Below are 22,308 nucleotides of genomic sequence, written 5' to 3' on the forward strand. Positions count from 1 at the left end.
TATCAGCGTCGCCTAGAGGTGCCTGCTTTGGCATCAGCGTTCCATTTTTTTTAACTGCTGAGTCGTTACAATCTATCTACAGGAGGTGGTATGCAAGTCAAATACACATTACCGATACTGGCGGCTGTCGGATTCTTTTTTGCGATTTATACGGTCGTCAACAGCAATAAGCCGATACCGGTTGCTCCCGCCGTTGCGCCGCCCGCCTCCGCGCCGTTTAAATCGTTTATTGCCGGGGCGGGTATTGTCGAGGCAAAAAGCCAGAACATCGCCATCGGCACGCCCTTGTCCGGCATCGTCAAAACCTTGGCCGTCAAGGTCGGCGATAAGGTCAAAGCCGGGGCGCCGCTGTTTTACCTGGACGACCGAGATACCCGCGCGGAATTAGCCGTTAAACGCGCCGATCTCGCCAAAGCTCAAGCCGGTATTAACGAAGCCAATGCCTCGCTCAAAGATACCCAATCGCTGAGCGATTTGGCCGAAGCGGTGACCGACCGCCGCGCCATCAGTTCCGAGGAATTGCTTAGGCGACGCAATGCCCTGCAGATCAACGCCGCCAAACTGGACAGCGCCAAAGCCCTGATGCAACAGGCCGAAGCCGCGTTGGCAACGACGCAAACCACGCTGGCCCGGCTCGTCGTTCAAGCGCCGGTAGACGGCGAGGTGTTGCAGGTCAATATCCGGCCCGGCGAGTTCGCCCAAGCCGGAGCCTTGACCACACCGTTGCTGGTGCTGGGTAATATGGATCAGCTGCATGTGCGGGTAGACATTGACGAGAATGACGCCTGGCGGTTCGACAAAAACAGCAAGGCCGTGGCCTTCCTGCGCGGCAACCGGAACTTCAAAACCGATCTGATTCCGGCTTATGTCGAGCCCTATGTGATCCCCAAAAAATCGCTGACCGGCGACAGCACCGAACAGGTTGATACCCGCGTTTTGCAGGCGCTGTACAGCTTTGACAGGAGCCAACTGCCGGTCTATGTGGGCCAGCAAATGGATGTCTTCATTGAAGCCAAGGATTATGCAGAAGATGGCGGTTCACCGTTATGACCCGTCGCCCGCTTGCACTTTTTGCCGCCCTGCTGTTATCCGGCTGCTTTGCTGTCGGCCCCGACTATCAGCGCCCCAAAATCCCGATTCCCCGGCAATGGACTGAAACGCCTGCGGTTCAAGGTTCCCAACCGGAACAATGGTGGAAGACTTTTAACGATCCGATTCTCGACAAACTGATCAGCGAGGCCATCGCGTCCAACCTGGATTTGAAGCTTGCCTTGGAGCGGGTTAAAGACGCCCGCGCCCTGCGTTCAGCAACCATTGCAGCAGGCTTGCCCAGCTTGGACGCCAAGAGCAGCGCCAGCAGGCGGTTCAACAACTCGTCCTCACCCGCTTCCCAAACCGGCACATCCTCTGCGGGCGGCGGTTTTGGCATCGGCAATCAATTCATCAACATTTTCCAGATGGGCTTCGATGCCCAATGGGAGCTGGATTTTTTCGGCGGCGTCAGGCGTGCGGTAGAATCTGCCGATGCAACGATTGATGTCGAAGTCGAAAACAGCCGGGATGTGCTGGTTACGCTGTTGGGCGAAGTCGCCCGCAACTATATCGAGCTGCGCGCCAATCAACGACTGATCGCCATTACCCGTGAAAATTTACATGCGCAGCAGGAAACCCAGGAACTGACGCAAATCCGCCAACAGACAGGGCTTGCCGGCATGCTGGAAGTGACCCAGGCGCAAGCACTGGCGGCAACGACCGAGGCGCAGTTGCCGAATTATGAAACGGCAGTCAAGCAATCGATACACGCACTCAGCGTATTGCTCGGCAAAGAACCCGGTGCGCTGGTCGTTCGGCTTGACCAACAAGGCACTATCCCGGCCATTGCCGCTAATGTAATAACCAACCTCCCCTCCGAATTATTACAACGCAGGCCGGACATTCGCCGCGCCGAACGGCAACTGGCCGTCGCTAACGCATCGGTCGGCGTTGCAACCGCCGAGCTTTACCCGAAAATCAACCTGGCAGCGTTCATCGGCTTGCAAAACACGACCATCACCGACTTCACGCCGGTCGGAAAATCGTGGTCGGCAGCGTCATCATTAACACTGCCGATCTTCAATTGGGGAAAACTGAACGCCAATATCGACAGCAAAAAAGCGCAATTTGAGCAATCCTTCCTGACTTATCAGTCCACCGTTTTATCGGCTTTTAAGGAAGTGGAAGATGCGCTGATCGCCTATAGCAAAGAGCAGCAGCGGCACAAAGCATTGGCAAAAGCCGTTGCCGCCAACCAGCTGGCGGTTCAATTAGCCAACGAACGCTATCAAAAGGGCTTGACCGCATTTCTTGATGTACTGACCAGCCAAACCGCGCTTTATCAAGCCCAGAGCTTGCTGGTCACCAGCGAGTCCCAGCTTGCCGGCAACCTGGTCGCCCTGTATAAAGCGCTAGGCGGCGGCTGGCAAACCGAGGCTATCGTGAGTGATGTTGAAAAATAGCCTCGGCACCGTTCAACCTGAAAACCGCAGTTAGTTCACGAAAAGCACGAAAGACACGAAAAAAGTCATTATGTTGTATTGCACAGCCATTCACCCTTTGGGTGATGATTCGCAACTTGGTATCGAGTTGAATATTTTCGTGCTTTTCGTGCCGCCTGGAGGCGCCTACTTTTGGCTTTCGTGGATCAAATAATTTTTCTAGGTTGAACAGCTTCGCCGGAATTCACGCGGGGAACAGCCAAACCGCTGCTTGAATGCACGACTAAAATGCGCCGCATCGTTAAACCCCCAGCGAAATGCAATGTCGGACAATCGATGGCCTGCATAAACCGGATCTTGCATATCCTTTCGGCAATTCTCCAGCCTGCGCTTCCAAACGTAGCGCATCAATGAAGTCCTTTCATCTGTAAACAGGTCGTTGATATAACGCGCCGACAAACCCGCGTGACGGGTAATCAAACCTGTATCGAGACCGGCATCCCTAAGGTTTTGCTCGATGAACGTCTTGATGCCGTTAAGCGAGACTGACCGGCTTCTGGACAGATTAAAATCAACCGGGCGCACCGATGCGACGGCCAAGGTCAGCAAATCCAACGCATGATCGGAAAGGCTGGAGAATTCGTGGTCTTGTAACTGGTCGGCGTGAGTGGCGGACGAGCGCAGGAAATTCGATGCAACAAAACCGATTCCTTGAGCGCCGGGAATGCGCAACGCAGTGCAACGGTCTATCCCCGCAATTCTGTCCCTGAACACCGACCGAGGGATTGATAAATAAATCATCTTGCTTAACTCGCCAAAGCAATGAACCCGGTGCGGCCGGGTCGCATCATAGAGACTTATGTCGCCCGGCCGGAGCAAAACTTCCCGTCCATTTTGCTCCAACAGGCCGGAACCGGAAAGAAGCATGACCACGAAGTAGGCATCCTGGCTGCTCAAGTGCGGCTCCCTGGGCAATCGCTGTAACGAGATCGGGCTGGATTGAATTATCGACAGTTGCAGATTTCCCCAAGGATAAATAATCAGGTCTTGCGACAAGTTGCCATGGGCGGGTGAGATTATCTCAACATGCGTGTATTCACGGCATATCACCTCACGCAACCAGTCGACTCTTTCACGCGGCGCAATAGCGTTGCTCGAAAGCTTGAGACCGGCTCTGCCCGGCAGTTTATCGGATAACGCAGTCATATTCATGATCCGGACCTTGTTTAAAGAAATATTCACTCATTGTTTTCATATAAAAGTCGAAACAGCCGTTACGGTCAAGTTTTAGTTCCGTTTCGCACCAGCGGGAAACCGTAAAAAACACCAGACTAAAGGCTTAACCCTTCGGCAAAACTGTCAACACACTCAAGGATACTAAAATGGAAGAACTACTCAACCACGCAGCGCCCCGCATTGCGCTTATCGCCTCCGGCATTTTCTTTATGACCGGTTTGCTGACCGGCGCATGGAAGTACCTCTGCATGAGACGGCACCCAAGCGCCGAAACGCCGCACTATGTCAACACCGCCCACCGTGCCGCACTGATGTACGCGTTTGCGGCGCAATTGCTTGCCGTTTTCGCCGCGACCAGCGCATTTTCCGATACAGTGAATACCGTCGCCGTGATCTTTCCGCTACTGTTTTTCGGCATCGCTATTTTCCACTATATCAACCTAGGCTTGACCACCCAAAGCAATAACAGCCTGCGCGATTCCGCCGACCGAGCGAAAGATTACCTTATGCTCAATATCCTGGCGGTGGCGGAAATCGGCGGATTTTCCGTGCTGTTGCTGGGTTTCTTTTTACGGATATGGGGTTGAACAGGCCGCCAATACCTAGAATGAATTTTAGTGTCATGTTAAGCTCAACTGCATTTCCGGTTTTTTCTTAAGTCTACTTTGTCAGGCCGCGGGGAGCGGGTTTCTAGTGCCATGAATGGTCAATTCAATCCATCCATGGTGCCTGGATTCCGGCAATCCATGCCGGAATGACGGTCATACATTGTATGTCTATGAAATATAATTAATAGCTCATCAACACGACAAGAACAGGGGTACAAAAATGAACTCGCAAGAATTAGTTAAAGTATGGGATCTCCCGCTTAGAATTTTTCACTGGCTGCTGGTTGCCGGATTTTTTATCGCTTACCTGACTGAAGATGACTTATTAACGGTTCACGTCTGGGCGGGTTATCTGGTGGCCGGATTATTGGCATTCCGATTGGTCTGGGGATTTATCGGCAACGACTATGCCCGGTTCTCGAATTTTTTATGCAGCCCTGCCAAGTCAATTGCCTATATTAAAGACCTGCTCGTATTAAAAACCCAGCGTTACATCGGCCACAACCCGGCGGGTGCGGCGATGATTGTCTTATTACTGGTCAGTCTATTAGCGACGGTTATCACCGGATTTGCGGTGTACGGCGCAGACCAGGCCGCCGGACCGCTGGCGGCTATAGGCCCGGCCAACGAAAAAATGTGGGAAGAAGTGCATGAGTTTTTCGCCAACTTCACGTTGATTCTGGTGGTAGTGCATGTCGCAGGCGTGGCTATAGAAAGCTATATCCACCGAGAGAATCTGGCCAGGGCGATGGTGCATGGGTTTAAGAAAAAATAATCCTTTTGCGCAAGTTTCAGTTGCGTAGGTCGGGTTAGCGTAGCCTAACCCGACCTACCTGGCTGTCACCGCCAGAATCTATATATGATCCATATTTAAATCGATGATCAATTTTCGTGCATTTGCCAAATATATTATTTTTTGCTTTTGCTGTTCTGTTGCATCGCTCCATTGAAGAATTTCATCAATGCTGCGAAAGCAACCAAGGCAGACATCTTCCCCATTCAGGCAGCAGTTCCTTACACACGGCGAGATAATATTTATCAATGAAGAATCTCCAGAGCTGGACGGGGCATGTTGCCCACATTCGAAAGGTTTTGTGTTGGTTAAACATAGCTATTAAGCTCAGGCATTGCAAAAACGTATAGGACGGGGTTGCAAACCCCGGCCTGCGAGGAGGAGCTGGACATTAGAAATGAACTTGCTTACCGGCCTAATGCAGAGACCCCCTTCACAGGCAAACATGAAATGCATCATTCAAACGGCAAGAAATATGTTGAAGTGAAATACAAAGACGGCAGGAAAAATGGTTCGCTTATTATGTGGGATGAATACGGACATAAAGTGGGGGAAATCATCTTTGAAAATGGAAGCCAAATTTGACTGATACCGAAAAGATGCGGTTTTTCTTAACTTATTGGCCTCGGCGCTACGCGTGGGGGAAATACGCCTTGGCGTTCGGATGAACCATAGTCAGATCGCCGTTTTTTCCCACCCAGCGATATTCGCTATGTTGCTACATCGGAAGTTGCTGCTGATCGACATCAACCGGTAGCTCATAAGCAAGAACAACGTAATGCGTGCTGACGCCCGGCACGTGAGTAAAGTTTGTCGGGTACTTATGAGTAAATGCGCCCAATAGCCGGGCATGATCAATCGAGTAGGGCTTCCCTAACTCTGCCTTCGTTATCCTCAAAAACGCATCCTCGATTGATTCGTCTTTTCGGATTCGTCCGCCGGGTACGAACCACCAACCCGCCGCCGGTTCGTTTACCCGCATGCCCATCAGCAACTCGTTATCCTTGGAGCGAATAACAAGATCCAGCGCCACCAGCGGCGTATTTTTCACCACCCTAATAAATTCGTCTTCTTCGAGCATCTTCTAGTCATAGGTCTGTCAGGCTGCCGGCCAATTTGATGCATACGATGTCAATTATTTTCTAAATAAGCCTAATTTTCGTGTATTTCCAGGATGCGCGCCCTTGGCTTCTTTGTATTGCACGGCACCGCTGCCAAAGCGGTGCGCATATTAAAGCGTTGCACACTCAGGCTCCAAAGCCGCCGAACAAAGCCGGTTTCTGCCGTCGGCTTTTGCCCGATACAGATTATTATCGGCAGCCGCCAATATGTGTTCGAAGCGCTCAAGACTAAGATCGTCACTCAGGCCCATACTCATGGTAACCTGAAGATCGGGATGTATGGTTGACCAGGGAAAACCCTCAATCAACTTACGCAGTCTTTCGCATTGTGCCGCTGCCTGCATCAACGGCGTTTCAGGAAAAATAACGACAAATTCCTCACCGCCATAACGGGCGACAATGTCGCTTGCACGTGTGCTGTTTTTCAATATGCCGGAAACGGCTTTTAGCACCTCGTCGCCGGTAGCATGGGAAAATCTGTCATTTATCCGCTTGAAATGATCGATATCGCCAATCATAAAGCTCAATGAATGGTTATATCGTTTCATTTGGGCAAAAAGCTTGATTGCCTGTTCATTAAAATAGCGACGATTATAGAGCTGGGTCAATTCATCGCGGATGCTCAGCTCTTTTAAAAGCAACGCCTGCTCGCTAATGGTGCGGTGGGACTCTTCCAGTTCCTCGTAGGCATGAGCAAGATCCGCACTCATGCGATTAAACGCTTCCGCAAGGATGCCTGTTTCGTCCTTGCCATGCACCGTCACTTTTTGCCGGAGTTCGCCCTGGTTCATGGCTCTGATAGCCATTGTCAGCTCATGAAGCGAGCTGCTTAACCGCTTACTGAGCAGAAAACCGAGAAAAATCGCCAGCATGCCGGCAATAAAAAATCCATATATCAGCGCTTCCCTGATTGTCGCCAGATAATTCCGGTCTATCGCGGACAAATTGGGCTTACCCTGCGGAATCGCCAATGCCAGTACCTGGTTTTCCAGCATAACAGGACTCGCCCCCAAACGGGCCGACACCGGCACAAATTCTCCATTTTCATATTTTCCGCCCCCCAATAACACCTTGCCCTGCGGATCCAGCAATATGAACAGGAACGGCGGAGCCCACTCAGGCTCATCCGGTATCGGCGGCGTCAATCGCCGCCCGGCAGGCCCTATCCGGCTTTTCGGCCCGGCAAAGAACGGTTCATCGGAAAGTGTGTCTGTCGGCATGTGCCTGCGTCTGACAAACTGGCCAAACCGTTCGACCTGTTGTGCTTCATTCCAAGACCCGTAAGAGGCAATATAGGCCGTAACATCCGCCTGGAAATTTTCAAAAGAGCGCTCCATCGCCATTTGGTCGAATCTTGTCGATACACGCCACTGGGCAACGACACCGACGACGATGACAGCACTCATACTGGTGATAATAAGCGCTAATGAAAGTTTAATTCTGAGTGAATGCATCATTAGAACGATACGGGCTGCAATTTATTTTATCCATGATCATGATTTTCAGGGCGCACCGGCCTCCTCATGGCATTATACAGCGCTTGAGCCTTAACGCTCAGCCATTCCATTAACGTCTGCGAACGACTTGATAAGGACGCGTGACATAGCCCAGCGGAACGCTCCAAACATGCACCAAGCGACTAAACGGAAAAACCAGGAACAAGGTTTGCCCTAAAAACAAATGCAATTTGAAGATAATGCCAATCTCACTGACTTGATCCGCCGCGCCGCTACGGAAAGTCACGATGCGTTGCGCCCACTCCGACAGCAGCAACATGTTAGCGCCGTCATGATGATAAATGGAAATAGGCAAGGTCATCAGGCCCAGCACCAGCTGTACGCCGATCAGCAACAAAATGAAAATATCCATGCGGCTGCTGGTGGCGCGAATGCGGGCATCGGTCAGGCGGCGGCGTATCAGGATAATGATACCTCTTAAACACAAGCCGCCGAAGATGCCGCCCGCAACTACGGCCAGCATTTGTTTGCCAGACGTTGACAAGCCCAAGGCATGATAAACCGCAGGCGGCGTCAACAGGCCGACGAAATGCCCGACGAACAGCAACAGGATGCCGATATGGAATAAGTTGCTGCCCAGCCTTAATTCGTCGGCTCGCAAAAATTGGCTGGAACCGGTGCGCCAAGTGTATTGGTCGCGGTCGTAACGCGCCAGGCTGCCGATGAAAAATACGCTGATGGCGACATAAGGGTAATAGCCGAATAGTAAGGTATTGAGATAATCCACGATTGACTCCTTCTTAAAGAGAACGGTTTTGCGCTTTTAAAAACTGCTCGCGCGGCGTGATTGTGATCGGACTGGCTGCGGGGGTTTGGCTTTTACACGCATCCCCTGCCCCCATAAAACTGACGGCTTCATCTTCCCAAATTTCATCCATGTAAACTACCGTTTCATCCTCGCCTTCGGTTGCGACTTGCTGACGGATTTCTTCCAACTCATCGGGTTCGCCGGCAAAACCTGCCAGTGCGTCGAAAATTGCGCGAAACTCGCTGCCGCGTTCGGTTAAACGCGCACCCAGCAAACTTAACACGGGCATCGCGTCTTGCAATAACTGCATAGCTTCGGCCTGTTCTTGCTGCGAGAGAAACTCCAGAAATAACGGGATGTAGTCCGGCAGTTCATGCGTGGACATTTCAAAGCCGTGCGCTTCGTACATTTGCAGCAGGTTAACCATGGCCTGCCCGCGGTCTCGGGATTCGCCGTGGACATGCTCGAATATATGCAGCGACAAAAACCGTCCCCGGTCGAATAACGCCACATAATCCTCTTGGCTATCCATCAGGTCTGCGCCGCGATATGAATCGATCAGCGCCAGTACGGATTTTTTATGGTCTTCCAGCAGCAGATTTTCCTGCTCGACGACCTCCGCCATTTCGTCTATTGCTTCAAGCATCTCGGCTTCGGGATAGCTCAGGAGTAGCGATAGAACTTTTAGGGTTTGCATGCTCATTTTAGCTCCTGTGTTGTCGTTATGCGGGTTACGCTGGTTCCCAAGCTCCTGCTTGGGAACCCAGTTAACGAAGCTCTCGGCAACTGCTCCCTGCGTTGCTCTACCTCCTGCATCCATGCAGTCGCAGCTTCGCGAAACGGGAAGCTGGAGCTTCCCGCACTGAATTCCCAAGCTGGAGCTTGGGAACTAGCAAACCCTCGTTCCCACGCGCTGCGTCCCGTATTGGCACGGTGCGCGTTTCTATATACTGGCCGTGACTCGCGGCGCAGCGCGCCTTTAACCGCATTCCCACGCAGCGCGTGGGAACGAGGATGTACTTGTGGGAACGATAAAACTAGTTTTAGTGTTTGCATAATGATTCCTTATTTTGCCGGTTCGACTTTAATCGGAATCTTGATCGGAATGCCGCCGCTACGTTGCGGCTTCTTGTTGCCGCCAAACAGGTTGGTATCGTTATTACCCGTGGAACATCCGCTGCCGAAACTGAATCCACAGCCGCCTTGCTCGCCGTAAGCATCGAAGGTGGAGCTGGCGTATTCGCGATGGCTGGTTGGAATCACAAAGCGGTCTTCGTAATTGGCAATCGCCATGTAGCGGTACATTTCTTCAACCTGCAACTGGGTCAAACCGACGCGCTCCAACACCTCGGTATTGACTACGCCATCGACGGTAAGACTGCGCATATAGGCACGCATCGCCAGCATCCGCTCCAGGCTCAACACGACAGGCTCTTCTTTACCCGCTGTCAGTAAGTTGGCCAGATACTGCACCGGAATACGCAATGAACGCACGTCGGGAATATCGCCATCCATGCCGATTTGGTCGTTTTCCGCCGCCGACTGAATCGGCGATAACGGCGGCACATACCAGACCATCGGCAGGGTGCGGAATTCCGGATGCAGCGGAAACGCGACTTTCCAGTCTATCGCCATTTTATAAACCGGCGACTCTTGCGCGGCCATTAACCATGATTCGGGGATGCCTGCCGCTCGCGCCTCCGCTATGACTTCTTCATCCTTAGGATCGAGGAAAATATCCAGCTGCTGCTGGTACAAGTCCTGCTCGTTCTCACAGCTGGCCGCCGCTTCGATACGGTCGGCGTCGTACAGCAACACGCCCAAATAACGAATCCGCCCGACGCAGGTTTCCGAACAAACCGTAGGCTCCCCGGCTTCGATGCGCGGATAACAGAACGTGCATTTTTCCGATTTTCCGGTTTCCCAGTTGTAGTAGATTTTTTTGTACGGACAGGCGGAAACACACATCCGCCAGCCGCGGCATTTGTCCTGGTCGATCAACACAATGCCGTCTTCTTCGCGCTTGTAAATCGAACCGCTGGGGCAGGCTGCAACGCAGGTCGGGTTAAGACAGTGTTCGCACAAACGCGGCAAATACATCATGAAGGTGTTTTCAAATTCACCGTACATGTCTTTTTGGATATTGTCGAAATTGACATCGCGCGAACGTGATGAAAACTCGGTGCCCAGGATTTCCTCCCAGTTCGGGCCGCCTTCGATTTTTTCCATGCGCTCGCCGGTAATCAACGAATAGGGACGCGCAGTCGGCGGAGTTTTGGATTCCTTGGCGTTATGCAAATGCTGATAATCGAAATCGAACGGCTCGTAATAATCGTCGATTGCAGGCAAATCCGGGTTGCCGAAAATATTGCGCAAACTCTTGACCTTGCCGCCTTGGCGCGGTTCTATCTTGCCGTTGATTTTGCGTACCCAGCCGCCGTTCCATTTGTCCTGATTTTCCCACTGCTGCGGAAAACCCACCCCTGGCTTGGTTTCAACATTATTGAACCACACATATTCAACTCCTTTACGCGAGGTCCAGACGTTCTTGCAGGTAATGGAGCAGGTGTGGCAACCGATACACTTGTCCAGGTTCAGCACCATGCCTATTTGTGCGCGAATATTACGCGGTCTTTTCTTTGACCGCGTTGCTTCTGAACCCGCTTCGTGGTCCAAATTTGTTCCAGACAAATTAGTCATTTTACTTTCTCCTGCTGATTGGCATTTTGACTGGGCTCTTCCAGCCAATCGACGTTGCTGAGCTTGCGGATAATCACAAACTCATCCCGATTGGAACCGACCGTGCCGTAATAGTTAAAGCCGTAACTTAGCTGGGCGTAACCGCCGATCATGTGCGTCGGTTTAAGCGTCGCCCGGGTAACCGAGTTATGGATGCCGCCGCGCCCGCCGGTTGTCTCCGATCCCGGCGTGTTGATGATTTTTTCCTGGGCGTGATACATCATGCACATGCCTTCGGGGACGCGCTGACTGACCACCGCCCTGGCGACCAGCGCGCCGTTGACGTTATAGGCTTCTACCCAGTCGTTGTCCTTGATGCCGACTTTCGCCGCATCGACTTCACCCATCCACACAATCGGACCGCCTCGCGACAAGGTCAGCATCAGCAGGTTATCGTTATAGGTGCTGTGGATGCCCCACTTCTGGTGCGGCGTGATGAAATTCAACACGATCTCATCATTGCCGTTGGGCTTTTGACCCAGAATCGGCGCAATGGAGCGGGTATCAACAGGCGGCTTGTAGACGCATAAGGTCTCGCCGAACGCCCGCATCCAGCTGTGATCCTGATAAAACTGCTGGCGGCCGGTCAGCGTGCGCCAGGGAATCCGCTCGTGGACATTGGTATAACAGGCGTTGTAGCAGACTTGTTCGGATTCCAGGCCGCTCCAGGTCGGCGACGAGATGATCTTGCGCGGCTGCGCCTGTACGTCGCGGAAACGGATTTTGTCGTCTTCGCGCGGCAACGCCAGATGGGTATGATCCCGCCCGGTGATTTTGCTTAAGGCTTCCCAGGCTTTAACTGCGACATGACCGTTGGTTTCAGGCGCCAGCATCAAAATGACTTCGGTCGCATCAATATCGGATTCGATGCGCGGCAGGCCTTTGCTGATGCCTTCGTCGGTCACCAGTCGGTTCAGTTCGCCCAGTTGCTTGACTTCGGTCTCGGTGTTCCACGCTATGCCTTTGCCGCCGTTGCCGACTTTGCTCATCAACGGACCCAGCGAAGTGAACATCTTATAGGTGTTCGGGTAGTCACGCTCGACCACCACCAGCGTCGGCATGGTTTTGCCCGGAATCGGCTCGCATTCCTTCTTTTTCCAGTCCTTGACGTCGAACGGCTGAGCCAGCTCTGCCGGTGTGTCGTGCAGGATCGGCACGGCGACTATGTCTTTTTCCAGTCCCAAATGACCTATGGTCAATTCCGAGAATTTCTTGGCGATGCCTTTGTAAATATCCCAATCGGAACGCGACTCCCAGGCGGGATCGACAGCCTTGGACAACGGATGGATGAACGGGTGCATATCCGAGGTGTTCAGGTCGTTTTTCTCGTACCAGGTTGCGGTCGGCAGAATAATGTCCGAATACAGGCAAGTCGTGGACAGGCGAAAATCCAGCGTGACCAGCAAATCGAGTTTGCCTTCCGCGGCGGTTTCATGCCATTCGACTTCCGAGGGTTTATCGCCGCTATCGCCGAGGTCTTTGCCCTGAACGCCGTGTTGCGTACCCAGTAAATACTTCAGGAAATATTCATGGCCTTTGCCCGAAGAACCCAGCAAATTGGAGCGCCACACAAACATGTTGCGCGGAAAATTTTGCGGATTATCGGGGTCTTCGCAGGACATCTTCAGCTTGCCGCTTTTCAGCGATTTGACGACATATTCAATCGGGTCTTGTTTGGCTTTTTCCGCATCCCTGACCACTTGCAGCGGGTTGGTTTGCAGTTGCGGCGCGGACGGCAGCCAGCCCATGCGTTCGGAGCGGACGTTAAAATCGATCAAGCTGCCTTGCCAGTCGTCGGGCTTTGCCAGCGGCGACAAAATCTCATGAACTTTGAGCTTTTCATAACGCCATTGGCTGGTGTGGCTGTAGAAAAACGAGGTGCTGTTCATTTGCCTTGGCGGACGCTTCCAGTCCAGGCCGAACGCCAGCGGCAGCCAGCCGGTTTGCGGACGCAGTTTTTCCTGTCCGACATAATGCGCCCAACCGCCGCCGGACTGCCCGACGCAACCGCACAGCATCAGCATATTCATGATGCCGCGGTAATTCATGTCCATGTGATACCAGTGGTTGATACCGGCACCCAGAATGACCATCGAGCGGCCTTTGGTTTTTTCGGCGTTGGTCGCAAATTCCCGCGCCACCGCAATCACGTTTTTCCGGCTAACGCCGGTGATTTTTTCCTGCCACGCAGGAGTGTACGGGACATCTTCATCATAAGAACTGGCGACATTGCCGCCGCCTAAGCCACGATCTATGCCGTAGTTCGCAACCAGCAAATCGAACACCGTGATCGCCAAGACTTCAGTGCCGTCGGCCAGAGTGATTTTCTTGACCGGCACATTGCGCTTTTGGATAACGTCATGGGCGGAATGGGTAAAATGCGGATGTTCGGAGCCGCCGAAATAAGGAAAGCCGACGCTGGCAACATCGTCTTTGGTATCAATCAAGCTCAAGCGCAAGCGCACTTCCTGATTATCTACGGTTTTTTGTTCGATGTTCCAATGCCCGCTTTCGCCCCAGCGGAAACCGATAGAGCCGCAAGGCGGGACGATGTGGCCGTTGATTTCGTCATAGGCCACCGTTTTCCAGTCGGGGTTGTTTTTTTGACTTAAGCCACCTAAAAAGTCCGAGGCTCTAAAGAACCGGTCCTGCACATAGTAGCCGTCTTGTTCTTTCAGCATGACCAGAAAAGGCAAGTCGGTATTTTCGCGCACATACTGGTTGAAATACGGGCTTTGCCGCTCGACATGAAACTCCTTCAGGATCACATGCCCTATCGCCATCGCCAGCGCGGCATCGGTGCCTTGCTTGGGATGCAGCCACAGGTCGGCGAACTTGCTGGCCTCCGAATAATCGGGACTCACGACCACGACTTTCGCACCTTTATAACGCGCTTCAGTCATGAAATGAGCGTCGGGTGTGCGGGTTTGCGGCACGTTCGATCCCCACAGCATCAAAAATCCTGCGTTATACCAGTCCGCCGATTCCGGCACGTCGGTTTGTTCGCCCCAGGTTTGCGGCGATGCAGGCGGCAAATCGCAATACCAATCGTAAAAACTCATGCTGACGCCGCCGATCAACGACAGATAACGGCTACCGGCCGCATAAGACACCATCGACATGGCGGGGATCGGCGAAAATCCGATAATACGGTCTGGGCCGAAGGTTTTGGCGGTGTATATATTGGCCGCCGCGATGATTTCGTTGACTTCGTCCCAATTGGCGCGAACCAATCCGCCCAGGCCGCGTACGGCTTTATATTCAGAGGCTTTGTCAGGATTTTCGACTATCGACGCCCAAGCTTCGACCGGGTCTAAAGTCAGTCTGGCCTCGCGCCACAACTTGATCAGGCGTCCGCGTATCAGCGGATATTTAAGGCGGTTGGCGCTGTACAAATACCAGGAATAACTCGCACCACGCGAGCAGCCGCGCGGCTCGTGGTTGGGCAGATCGGGACGGGTGCGCGGGTAATCGGTTTGCTGGGTTTCCCAGGTCACCAGCCCGTTTTTAACATATATCTTCCAGCTGCAAGAGCCCGTGCAATTGACGCCGTGCGTGGAACGCACGATTTTATCGTGTTGCCAGCGCGATCGGTAGCTGTTCTCCCAGCTTCGGTCTTCATTGGTCACCACGCCGTGATCACCGGAGAAGGTATCTACTTTTTTCTTGAAGAAGAGCAAGCGATCCAGGAAATGGCTCATAAGATTTACCTATATTTTAGGGTTTTGGTGTTTGTTTGGGGTTCGTACCTCATCCCCAACACATCAACTTAAACAAATTGATGTGTCACCACGAAGACACGAAGTTCACAAAGAAAAACCAAAGTAAAAACTTCGTGCCCTTCGTGTCTTCGTGGTGATAGCTTTTATTTTGTAACGATCAACAAGGCATAGTCGCAGTTTTACGCGCGTAAAACCACCAGGTAATGCCGATACATACCAGATAAAAAGATATGAAACAATACAATGCCGCATCGGGCGTGCCGGTCATGCTGATCGCCGTACCGTAACTCTTGGGGATAAAGAACGCGCCGTAAGCTGCAATCGCCGAGCTAAAACCCAGCACCGCCGCCGCTTCTTTTGCCGCATCTTTTTTGGCTTTGGCAATCGCTTCTTCGCCCTGCCCTTTTGCAGCACACAGCCGTTCAGTCATGAAGATAACCGGAATCATGCGGAAGGTGGAACCGTTGCCGATGCCGGTGGTGATAAACAACAGCATGAACATCGCGAGGAAGCCCCAGAAATCGCCGGGATTTCCGGCCGAAGGCATAAAATGCAGCACGCCGAATACCGCACAAATCATGATAACGAAATTCCACAACGTCACCTGCGCCCCGCCCAACTTATCAGCCAGCCAACCTCCGACGGGGCGAATTAACGCACCGACCAGCGGCCCCAAAAAGGCGTATTGAGTCGGGTTAATATCGGGAAACAGTATTTTGATCAGCATCGGAAAACCCGCAGCATAGCCGATAAACGAGCCGAATGTTCCGGTATAAAGCCAGCACATCAGCCAGTTATGTTTGCGCTTGAAAATGATCGACTGTTCTTTGAACGAAGCTTTAGCGGAGGCAATATCGTTCATGCCGAACCACGCCGCAATACTGGTGGCGATGATAAACGGCACCCAGATAAAACCGGCGTTTTGCAGCCAGATGGATTTGGTCAGCGCGCCCTTAACCCACTCTTGCGGCTCGCCGCCCAGCGAACCGAACACGCCCGCGGCGATAACCAGCGGCACCACAAATTGCACGGTACTGACGCCCAAGTTGCCTAATCCGGCATTCAAGCCCAACGCCGTGCCTTTTTGGGATTGAGGATAAAAAAAGCTGATATTCGCCATGCTGGAGGCAAAGTTGCCGCCGCCGAAACCGCATAACAACGCCAACACCACCATTAACACATAAGGCGTTTCAGGATTTTGCACTGCAAAACCGATCCATAAGGACGGCAACAGCAATGAAGCGGTGCTGATCGTCGTCCAGCGACGTCCGCCGAAAATAGGCACCATGAACGAATAGAAAATCCGTAAAGTCGCCCCCGACAGACCCGGCAATGCCGCCAACCAGAACAATTCGTTGGTGGTGTATTTAAAGCCGATGCTGGGCAGGTTGATGACCACGACGCTCCACACCATCCACACCGCAAACGCCAACAGCAAGGCGGGAATGCTGATCCACAGGTTACGGGTCGCGATACGCTTGCCGGTTGTTTCCCAAAAGCCTTGGTCTTCAGGATTCCAGTCGGTGAGCACCAGTGGAGCAGGATGGCTCAGCTCATGCAAGTCTTTGGATATTTTGGCCAATTCAGGCACTTCGCGACGCTCCATCCTCACAATGGAAAAATGCATCCAGCTCAGCGCGATCGTCATCAAAACGAACAGCAGCATAAAGCAGCTGCTCCAAATGCCGGTCAAATCGTTCAACATGCCGAAAGTCAGCGGCAACAAGAATCCGCCCAGCCCGCCGACCATGCCCACAGCGCCGCCGACAGCACCGACATTATCGGGATAATAAACCGGGATATGTTTGTACACCGCCGCCTTGCCGAATGACATGAACAGGCCCAGCACCGAAACCAGGAAAATAAAGCCCATCGGTTGAATCGCCAGACTAAAGGCAATGTCGCCCTTGCTGCCGTGAACGATGTAATCCGTAGGGGGATAGGACAGGAAAAATGTACAAATAGAGGCGACAATAAACGTCCAGTACATCAACAACCGCGCCCCGTAACGGTCGGACAACCAGCCGCCCAACGCACGAAACAGACTGGCGAAAATGGAATACGCCGCAGCCAACATACCGGCCGACTTAATATCGAAACCGTAAGCCCCAACCAGATAGCGCGGCAACCACAACGCTAATGCGACAAAAGCGCCGAATACGCAGAAGTAATAAAGCGAAAACCGCCAGACCCGCATATCCTTGAGCGGTTCCAGTTGTTTGAGGAATGACTCAGGTTTGACGCCAGACTCGCGACGTTGTTTAAGCATCGGCTCGTCATCGGTCACAAACCAGAAGATTGCCGCCATCAACAACAGGGCTGCCGCCCAGATTTGCGCTACCGCATGCCATCCGAATGCAACCATCACAAAAGGTGCGACGAATTTGGTCACCGCCGCCCCGACATTGCCGAGTCCGAAAATACCTAACGCCGTGCCTTGCTTCTCTTTAGGGAACCAACGCGAAACATAGGCAATGCCCACGGCAAACGAGCCGCCGGCAACCCCGATGCCGAGTGCGGTTACTAGAAACATGGTGTAAGTTTCAACGGTGGTCAGCAAGAAGGTAGCGATAGCCGCCGTCACCATAACCAGCACATAAACGATACGGCCGCCGTACTGGTCGCTCCAGATGCCCAGCATCAGCCGGATTAACGAACCTGAAAGTATCGGCGTGCCGACCAGCAAGCCGAATTCGGTCTCGCTTAAATGCAGGTCTTTCTGGATTTGTAAGCCGATGATAGAAAAGATGGTCCACACCGCAAAGCAGGTGGTGAATGCCACCGTGCTCGCGGTAAGCGCGCGTTTTTGTTGGGAGGAATTAATGTATGACACGATATTTCGCCCTTATGTTTTTATTGTTATAGGCCCATACCCTACCATAAAACATATGGTATTTATTCATATAAAATACATCTTATACTGGCTTCCTTAAGTCGTTCCATATCACCATGAAAGTTAACAACTAATTCCAGATAAATTTACATTTTCATCTACAAAACAAGGAATACTGCAGACCTCAACAAGAAAAACATTGTCCGTAGCACTGCCACATTCGCGACAACCCGTAGTCGTGGCCGACACTGCCCAATTCAATTAAAAACGTAAAGTTTATCCCCTACAAACCAGGCCATAGAATAGCTTCGCGACTTTTATCTTTTCATGTAGAATGCTTGAAGTTTAGCCTTAGTAAAAATCAATCATGCCTGTGGACAGTTCAATAAAAAAACTTTTGATCGTCGATGATAGCAAGGTATCCAGAATGTTAATCCGCACACACATTCTTGTCCAACGCCCCGACTGGGTTATTTTTGAAGCTGTCTGCGGCGAAGACGCTATTGAACTGGCCGATAATGAGCGTCCAGACTATTGCACCATGGATATTAACATGCCGGGCATTTCAGGAACCGATGCCGCAGAGCGGATATTATCTAAATATCCTTTAATGAAAATGGTTATTTTCTCGGCAAACATTCAAGAAACCCACAAAAATCGTGCCCGTTCGTTTGGGTCCATATTAGTTGCAAAACCAGTCACAGAAAAATCAATTGCTCTGACGCTAGACTATTTTACAAATTCCAAATGAGCAATCTCAGCGAACTTCATCTTGATGCCTTGGCTGAGATATTTAGTATCGGCGCAGGCCGCGCAGCATTAAGCCTTAGCGAGATTGTCGGAGACGAAGTACATATTTCCGTCCCCTCTGTGCAAGTCATTAACGTAGAAGACATCAATGCGACAACATTATCGTTGAACAGTGGACGATTCGGTGCGGTAAGTCAGTACTTTAGCGGCCCGTTTAATGCCGAGGCGGTGCTTTTATTTACCGAAGAGCAAGCCTTAAAAATCGTCAGCGATATGATGGGCTCGCAGATGAGTCTTGAAGAACTTGCAGAATTTGAGCACGAAGCGATGTGTGAATTGGGCAACATCATTTTGAATGCTTGCCTGTCCGCGATGGCTGACATACTCCACTTCACACTGGAAAGCTCCTTACCCAATTACAGAGTCGCATCAGCCGATGAAATATTACATCGGCTCAAAGAAAACTCCAATCAGCCCTATGTGATGGTATTACATATCGATCTCGCCATCGAAAAGCGGCATACGACCGGCAATCTCGTATTCCTGTTAAGCTCCACATCCCTGACGAATCTTGTTATCCATATTAATCAATTTCTTGGCAGTATTTCATGAATACCCTCAGTGCAAAGCGTTTTGATATGGAAGATATATTTAATTCACTAAACCTCGGGGTCTGCGTTGTCGATGCCGATAGCAAAGTATTGCTCTGGAACAACTGGATTGCCAAGCATAGCGACATTAAAGAAACCGACGCCCTTAACCGGCAATTTGAAAACGTGTTTTCAGAGTCTGTGTCACCGGCATTCCTGACCGCACTCAAAAACACCCTGACACACAGACTGCCCGTGGTTTTGTCGACGGCTCTACACCGCACGCCGCTGCCGCTGTACAATGGATGCGAAGCAAATCAACAACAAACCAGGATGTATCAATCGATCACCATCACGCCCATTCAGTCGCAACTGAACGAATCATGCTGCCTCATTCAAATAACGGATTCCAGCACCTCAATCAAGCGTGAAAAAATGCTGCGCTCACACTCGGAAATCCTGAAGAAAGAAGCGACAACGGACAGTTTGACCGACATCTGCAACCGCCGATTCTTCGATGCGCATTACGAAATGGCCGTAGCCGAGGCAAAGCGGCAAAAACACCCCTTATCCATCTTCATGGTCGATATTGATTTTTTTAAGTCCTATAACGATTATTACGGACATATAGCCGGCGATAATGCAATAAAGCAGGTCGCGAGCGCGTTAAAATCGCAACTATCGCGCGCCACCGACATCGTGGCACGTTATGGCGGAGAAGAATTCGTTCTGGTGATGCCGCATTTACCCCAGAAAGTCGCCGAACAATTTGCCGAAAAATTAAGAAGCGCCGTTTTTAATCTGGCAATGCCGCATATAAAATCCCGCCCATTCAATCAGATAACGATTAGCGTCGGTCTTTGCACCGGCATTCCGGAAAACGACGACAACCTGTTAAACAAAGCTGACGCGGCACTCTATCAAGCCAAACTGAAAGGTCGCAACCGGTGCATTTGCCTCCCGCTTTGCGAAACCGAAGAATATCTGGAACAATAGATCAGACCTGCCGGATAAAACTCAAGATCATGAACCTGATATTGAGCCGCTAACAACCCGATTAAACTCAAGTTAAATTTTATTCAGTCTCATCGTATGAAATTCAAACCATCCGCCATTACACTGGCTTTAAGCCTCGCCCTCTTCCCTGCCCCGCCACAGGCCGTTGAGATTACCAAAATCGAATTGCCTGACATGGGCGACTCTTCCGGCACCCTGATTACGCCCGCCGAAGAAAAAGAGTTTGGCGAAGCGTTTTTCCGCAGCCTGCACTCGCAAATTTCCATCAATCAGGATGCCGAAATTCAGCAATACATTCAAACTATCGGCGAAAGACTGGTAGCCAATAGCGATGCACCGAGCAACCCGTTCCATTTCTTTGTGGTAATGGAAAATGACATTAATGCTTTTGCGGGACCTGGCGGCTATATTGGCGTAAATTCCGGGTTGATTTTAATCACCGAAGCCGAAAGCGAATTGGCATCGGTGATGGCGCACGAAATTGCCCACGTTACCCAACGCCATTTGTACCGCGCTTACGAGGCCTCCAGCCGCTTATCGATCCCTACTGCCGCTGCGACACTGGCCGCCATTTTATTGGGCACCCAATCCCCCGCTCTTGGACAAGCCGCCATCGTGGCTATCCAGGCCGGTAACGTTCAGTTTCAAATTGATTTTACGCGCGAAAACGAGGCGGAGGCTGACCGGGTCGGCATGCAAACCTTGGCAGGCTCCCAATATGACCCGCGCAGCATGCCCACTTTTTTCGAGCGTCTACAGCAATCCAGCCGCTATTACGGGCAGAACATTCCTGAATTTCTAAGGACCCACCCGGTTACCGCCTCACGTATTTCCGACACCCGGGGCCGCGCGGAAACCTATCCCTACAAACAATATCCAGATTCGCTCGGCTACCAATTAGCCAAGGCAAAAATTCGGGTGTTAACCGGCGCCGACAATGCCGAGACGCTTAAATACTTTCAAGCCCGATCAACTCAAGGCACCATCGAACAACGCACCGTTGCCCGCTACGGGCTTGGCCTGTGCGCACTTAACTCGCAAAAATTCAATGAAGCGGAAACAATTTTCCAGCAACTCGGCAAGGAATACCCAAACCAGGCTCAATATGCAACCGCGCTTGCCCGCACTGCGCTGGACTCGAAAAACTACAGCACAGCGCTGGCTCGCTATAAAAAACTGACCGAGCAATTTCCCGATAACGAGGCCATTAAGCTCGAATACATTACCTCCCTGCTAAAAGCCGGTAACGCCGACCTGGCACGGAAAAACTTACTTCTGTTAAAGCCTAAAACCCAGCAACAACCGATTTATTCGCAGCTATTGGCACAAGTTTATAGCGACTTAAACCAACCCGCCGAATCTCATCGTTATCTTGCGGAATACTACTATGCAACGGGGCAAACCAGAGATGCAATCCTGCAAATAAAACTGGCTCAAAAATCAAAAGGCCTTAATTTTCAACTATCTTCCATCCTTAATGAACGACTCAACTTCTTTACCAATGAGGAAGAAGAGGCCAGACGCAATCGGTGATAATCCTGAACGTTACCTGAACAAAAAGCACTGCTTGCCTGTCATTTTGTTTATTAGCAGCAGCTAAAATTCCATAACTAGCTGTATTTATTTAAATTTTTAGGAGCGATCATATTTTTCCAGCGAATCCCCATTTTTAAATAGACAAGGGGAGTTCATTTGAATAAAATTCGCACCAGCTTAAGGGACTGAGCTCGGTTTCATTACCGACTAAGAGGGGGAATTTAGTCTTTTAGACTAGCTGATAATAATAATAAAATAAGTGACACTGCTTGGGTCAAGTTGCAAACGACAACTAAATAACAATAATAACAGCACTCAACACGCCCGCTTTATGCGGGCTTTTTATTGCCTGAAGAAATGTGACTGGAAAGCGGCTTTTAAAGCACGTCATCTCAGCAGTAGCCGAAGGAAAAGGTAACTTTCAAACCAAGCCGGATGGGACATGTCGCTCCGCTCGAAACCTTGCAAGTCAGACCTTCCAGGTTTTAAAAACCTGGAAGGTCCGCATGTCGGCCTGCTTCTCGCCTAACGCTAGGTAAGGGACTGCCGGAATAACGACATCCCGCAGATGCTTGTGAATAACGACGAGCGCAAAGCGTGGGAATGATAAGTCCAAGTTTCGGG

18 protein-coding genes are annotated in these 22,308 nt (G+C 51.3%); 9 read left to right on the forward strand and 9 right to left on the reverse strand.

Annotated features, from left to right (window positions below; all coding sequences use genetic code 11):
* The first annotated feature begins 90 nt into the window (after nucleotides 1-90).
* Both METTU_RS17570 and METTU_RS17575 read left to right on the forward strand, forming a co-directional pair.
* Nucleotides 91-1,050, forward strand: coding sequence for an efflux RND transporter periplasmic adaptor subunit (locus METTU_RS17570; RefSeq protein WP_006893211.1), 960 nt, complete (start codon nucleotides 91-93; stop codon nucleotides 1,048-1,050).
* Nucleotides 1,047-2,495 carry an efflux transporter outer membrane subunit gene (locus tag METTU_RS17575; protein ID WP_006893212.1) on the forward strand — a complete coding sequence of 483 codons (1,449 nt, stop codon included), beginning with the start codon at nucleotides 1,047-1,049 and terminating at the stop codon, nucleotides 2,493-2,495. Before METTU_RS17570 ends, METTU_RS17575 begins: the two co-directional genes overlap by 4 nt.
* Before the next feature lie 198 nt (nucleotides 2,496-2,693).
* Here the strand turns inward: METTU_RS17575 and METTU_RS17580 are convergent, their stop codons facing one another.
* The gene (locus METTU_RS17580; RefSeq protein WP_006893213.1) at nucleotides 2,694-3,686 is read right to left on the reverse strand and encodes an AraC-like ligand-binding domain-containing protein; all 993 of its coding nucleotides are present in this window, start codon (nucleotides 3,684-3,686) and stop codon (nucleotides 2,694-2,696) included.
* A gap of 170 nt (nucleotides 3,687-3,856) precedes the next feature.
* On the opposite strand from METTU_RS17580, the gene METTU_RS17585 reads away from it, so the two are divergent.
* Both METTU_RS17585 and METTU_RS17590 read left to right on the forward strand, forming a co-directional pair.
* Nucleotides 3,857-4,297, forward strand: a complete 441-nt coding sequence (locus tag METTU_RS17585; RefSeq protein ID WP_006893214.1) for a hypothetical protein — start codon at nucleotides 3,857-3,859, stop codon at nucleotides 4,295-4,297.
* Nucleotides 4,298-4,538: 241 nt separating this feature from the next.
* Complete coding sequence (locus METTU_RS17590) at nucleotides 4,539-5,093, forward strand: cytochrome b/b6 domain-containing protein (RefSeq protein ID WP_006893215.1); 555 nt, start codon at nucleotides 4,539-4,541, stop codon at nucleotides 5,091-5,093.
* A 78-nt stretch (nucleotides 5,094-5,171) separates the two neighbouring features.
* Here METTU_RS17590 and METTU_RS22740 read toward each other — a convergent pair whose 3' ends face one another.
* Nucleotides 5,172-5,360 carry a DUF1289 domain-containing protein gene (locus tag METTU_RS22740; RefSeq protein ID WP_006893216.1) on the reverse strand — a complete coding sequence of 63 codons (189 nt, stop codon included), beginning with the start codon at nucleotides 5,358-5,360 and terminating at the stop codon, nucleotides 5,172-5,174.
* Between the two features lie 108 nt (nucleotides 5,361-5,468).
* Here METTU_RS22740 and METTU_RS17595 point away from each other — a divergent pair, with 108 nt between their 5' ends.
* On the forward strand, nucleotides 5,469-5,696 hold the full coding sequence (locus tag METTU_RS17595; RefSeq protein ID WP_006893217.1) for a toxin-antitoxin system YwqK family antitoxin: 228 nt from the start codon (nucleotides 5,469-5,471) through the stop codon (nucleotides 5,694-5,696).
* Nucleotides 5,697-5,829: 133 nt separating this feature from the next.
* Here METTU_RS17595 and METTU_RS17600 read toward each other — a convergent pair whose 3' ends face one another.
* The 7 genes from METTU_RS17600 to METTU_RS17630 form a co-directional block, all read right to left on the reverse strand.
* Nucleotides 5,830-6,192 (reverse strand): NUDIX domain-containing protein, encoded by a 363-nt coding sequence (locus METTU_RS17600; protein WP_006893218.1) that lies wholly within the window; start codon nucleotides 6,190-6,192, stop codon nucleotides 5,830-5,832.
* Nucleotides 6,193-6,342: 150 nt separating this feature from the next.
* Entirely contained in the window at nucleotides 6,343-7,689 is a 1,347-nt protein-coding gene (locus tag METTU_RS17605) for a GGDEF domain-containing protein (RefSeq protein ID WP_006893220.1), read from the reverse strand.
* A 109-nt stretch (nucleotides 7,690-7,798) separates the two neighbouring features.
* A complete protein-coding gene (gene narI, locus METTU_RS17610; protein ID WP_006893222.1) occupies nucleotides 7,799-8,476 on the reverse strand; it encodes a respiratory nitrate reductase subunit gamma in 678 nt (225 codons plus the stop codon).
* 13 nt (nucleotides 8,477-8,489) lie between these two features.
* Nucleotides 8,490-9,200: a nitrate reductase molybdenum cofactor assembly chaperone gene (narJ, locus tag METTU_RS17615; RefSeq protein ID WP_006893223.1), complete on the reverse strand. Its 711-nt coding sequence runs from the start codon at nucleotides 9,198-9,200 to the stop codon at nucleotides 8,490-8,492.
* A 362-nt stretch (nucleotides 9,201-9,562) separates the two neighbouring features.
* On the reverse strand, nucleotides 9,563-11,197 hold the full coding sequence (gene narH / locus METTU_RS17620; RefSeq protein ID WP_006893224.1) for a nitrate reductase subunit beta: 1,635 nt from the start codon (nucleotides 11,195-11,197) through the stop codon (nucleotides 9,563-9,565).
* Nucleotides 11,194-14,937: a nitrate reductase subunit alpha gene (locus tag METTU_RS17625; RefSeq protein WP_006893225.1), complete on the reverse strand. Its 3,744-nt coding sequence runs from the start codon at nucleotides 14,935-14,937 to the stop codon at nucleotides 11,194-11,196. Before METTU_RS17625 ends, narH begins: the two co-directional genes overlap by 4 nt.
* A 178-nt stretch (nucleotides 14,938-15,115) precedes the next feature.
* Nucleotides 15,116-17,791 carry a nitrate/nitrite transporter gene (locus METTU_RS17630; protein ID WP_006893226.1) on the reverse strand — a complete coding sequence of 892 codons (2,676 nt, stop codon included), beginning with the start codon at nucleotides 17,789-17,791 and terminating at the stop codon, nucleotides 15,116-15,118.
* Between the two features lie 367 nt (nucleotides 17,792-18,158).
* Between METTU_RS17630 and METTU_RS17635 the strand changes: the two genes are divergently transcribed.
* From METTU_RS17635 to METTU_RS17650, 4 genes are all read left to right on the forward strand, one after another.
* Entirely contained in the window at nucleotides 18,159-18,542 is a 384-nt protein-coding gene (locus METTU_RS17635) for a response regulator transcription factor (RefSeq protein WP_006893229.1), read from the forward strand.
* Nucleotides 18,539-19,153, forward strand: a complete 615-nt coding sequence (locus tag METTU_RS17640; RefSeq protein WP_006893230.1) for a chemotaxis protein CheX — start codon at nucleotides 18,539-18,541, stop codon at nucleotides 19,151-19,153. Before METTU_RS17635 ends, METTU_RS17640 begins: the two co-directional genes overlap by 4 nt.
* Nucleotides 19,150-20,127 carry a sensor domain-containing diguanylate cyclase gene (locus tag METTU_RS17645; protein ID WP_006893231.1) on the forward strand — a complete coding sequence of 326 codons (978 nt, stop codon included), beginning with the start codon at nucleotides 19,150-19,152 and terminating at the stop codon, nucleotides 20,125-20,127. The genes METTU_RS17640 and METTU_RS17645 overlap by 4 nt, the downstream gene beginning before the upstream one ends.
* Before the next feature lie 96 nt (nucleotides 20,128-20,223).
* Nucleotides 20,224-21,681, forward strand: a complete 1,458-nt coding sequence (locus tag METTU_RS17650) for a beta-barrel assembly-enhancing protease (RefSeq protein ID WP_006893232.1) — start codon at nucleotides 20,224-20,226, stop codon at nucleotides 21,679-21,681.
* The last annotated feature ends 627 nt before the right edge of the window (nucleotides 21,682-22,308 follow it).

The sequence above is a fragment of the Methylobacter tundripaludum SV96 genome (assembly GCF_000190755.2).
Taxonomy (GTDB): Bacteria; Pseudomonadota; Gammaproteobacteria; order Methylococcales; family Methylomonadaceae; genus Methylobacter_A; species Methylobacter_A tundripaludum.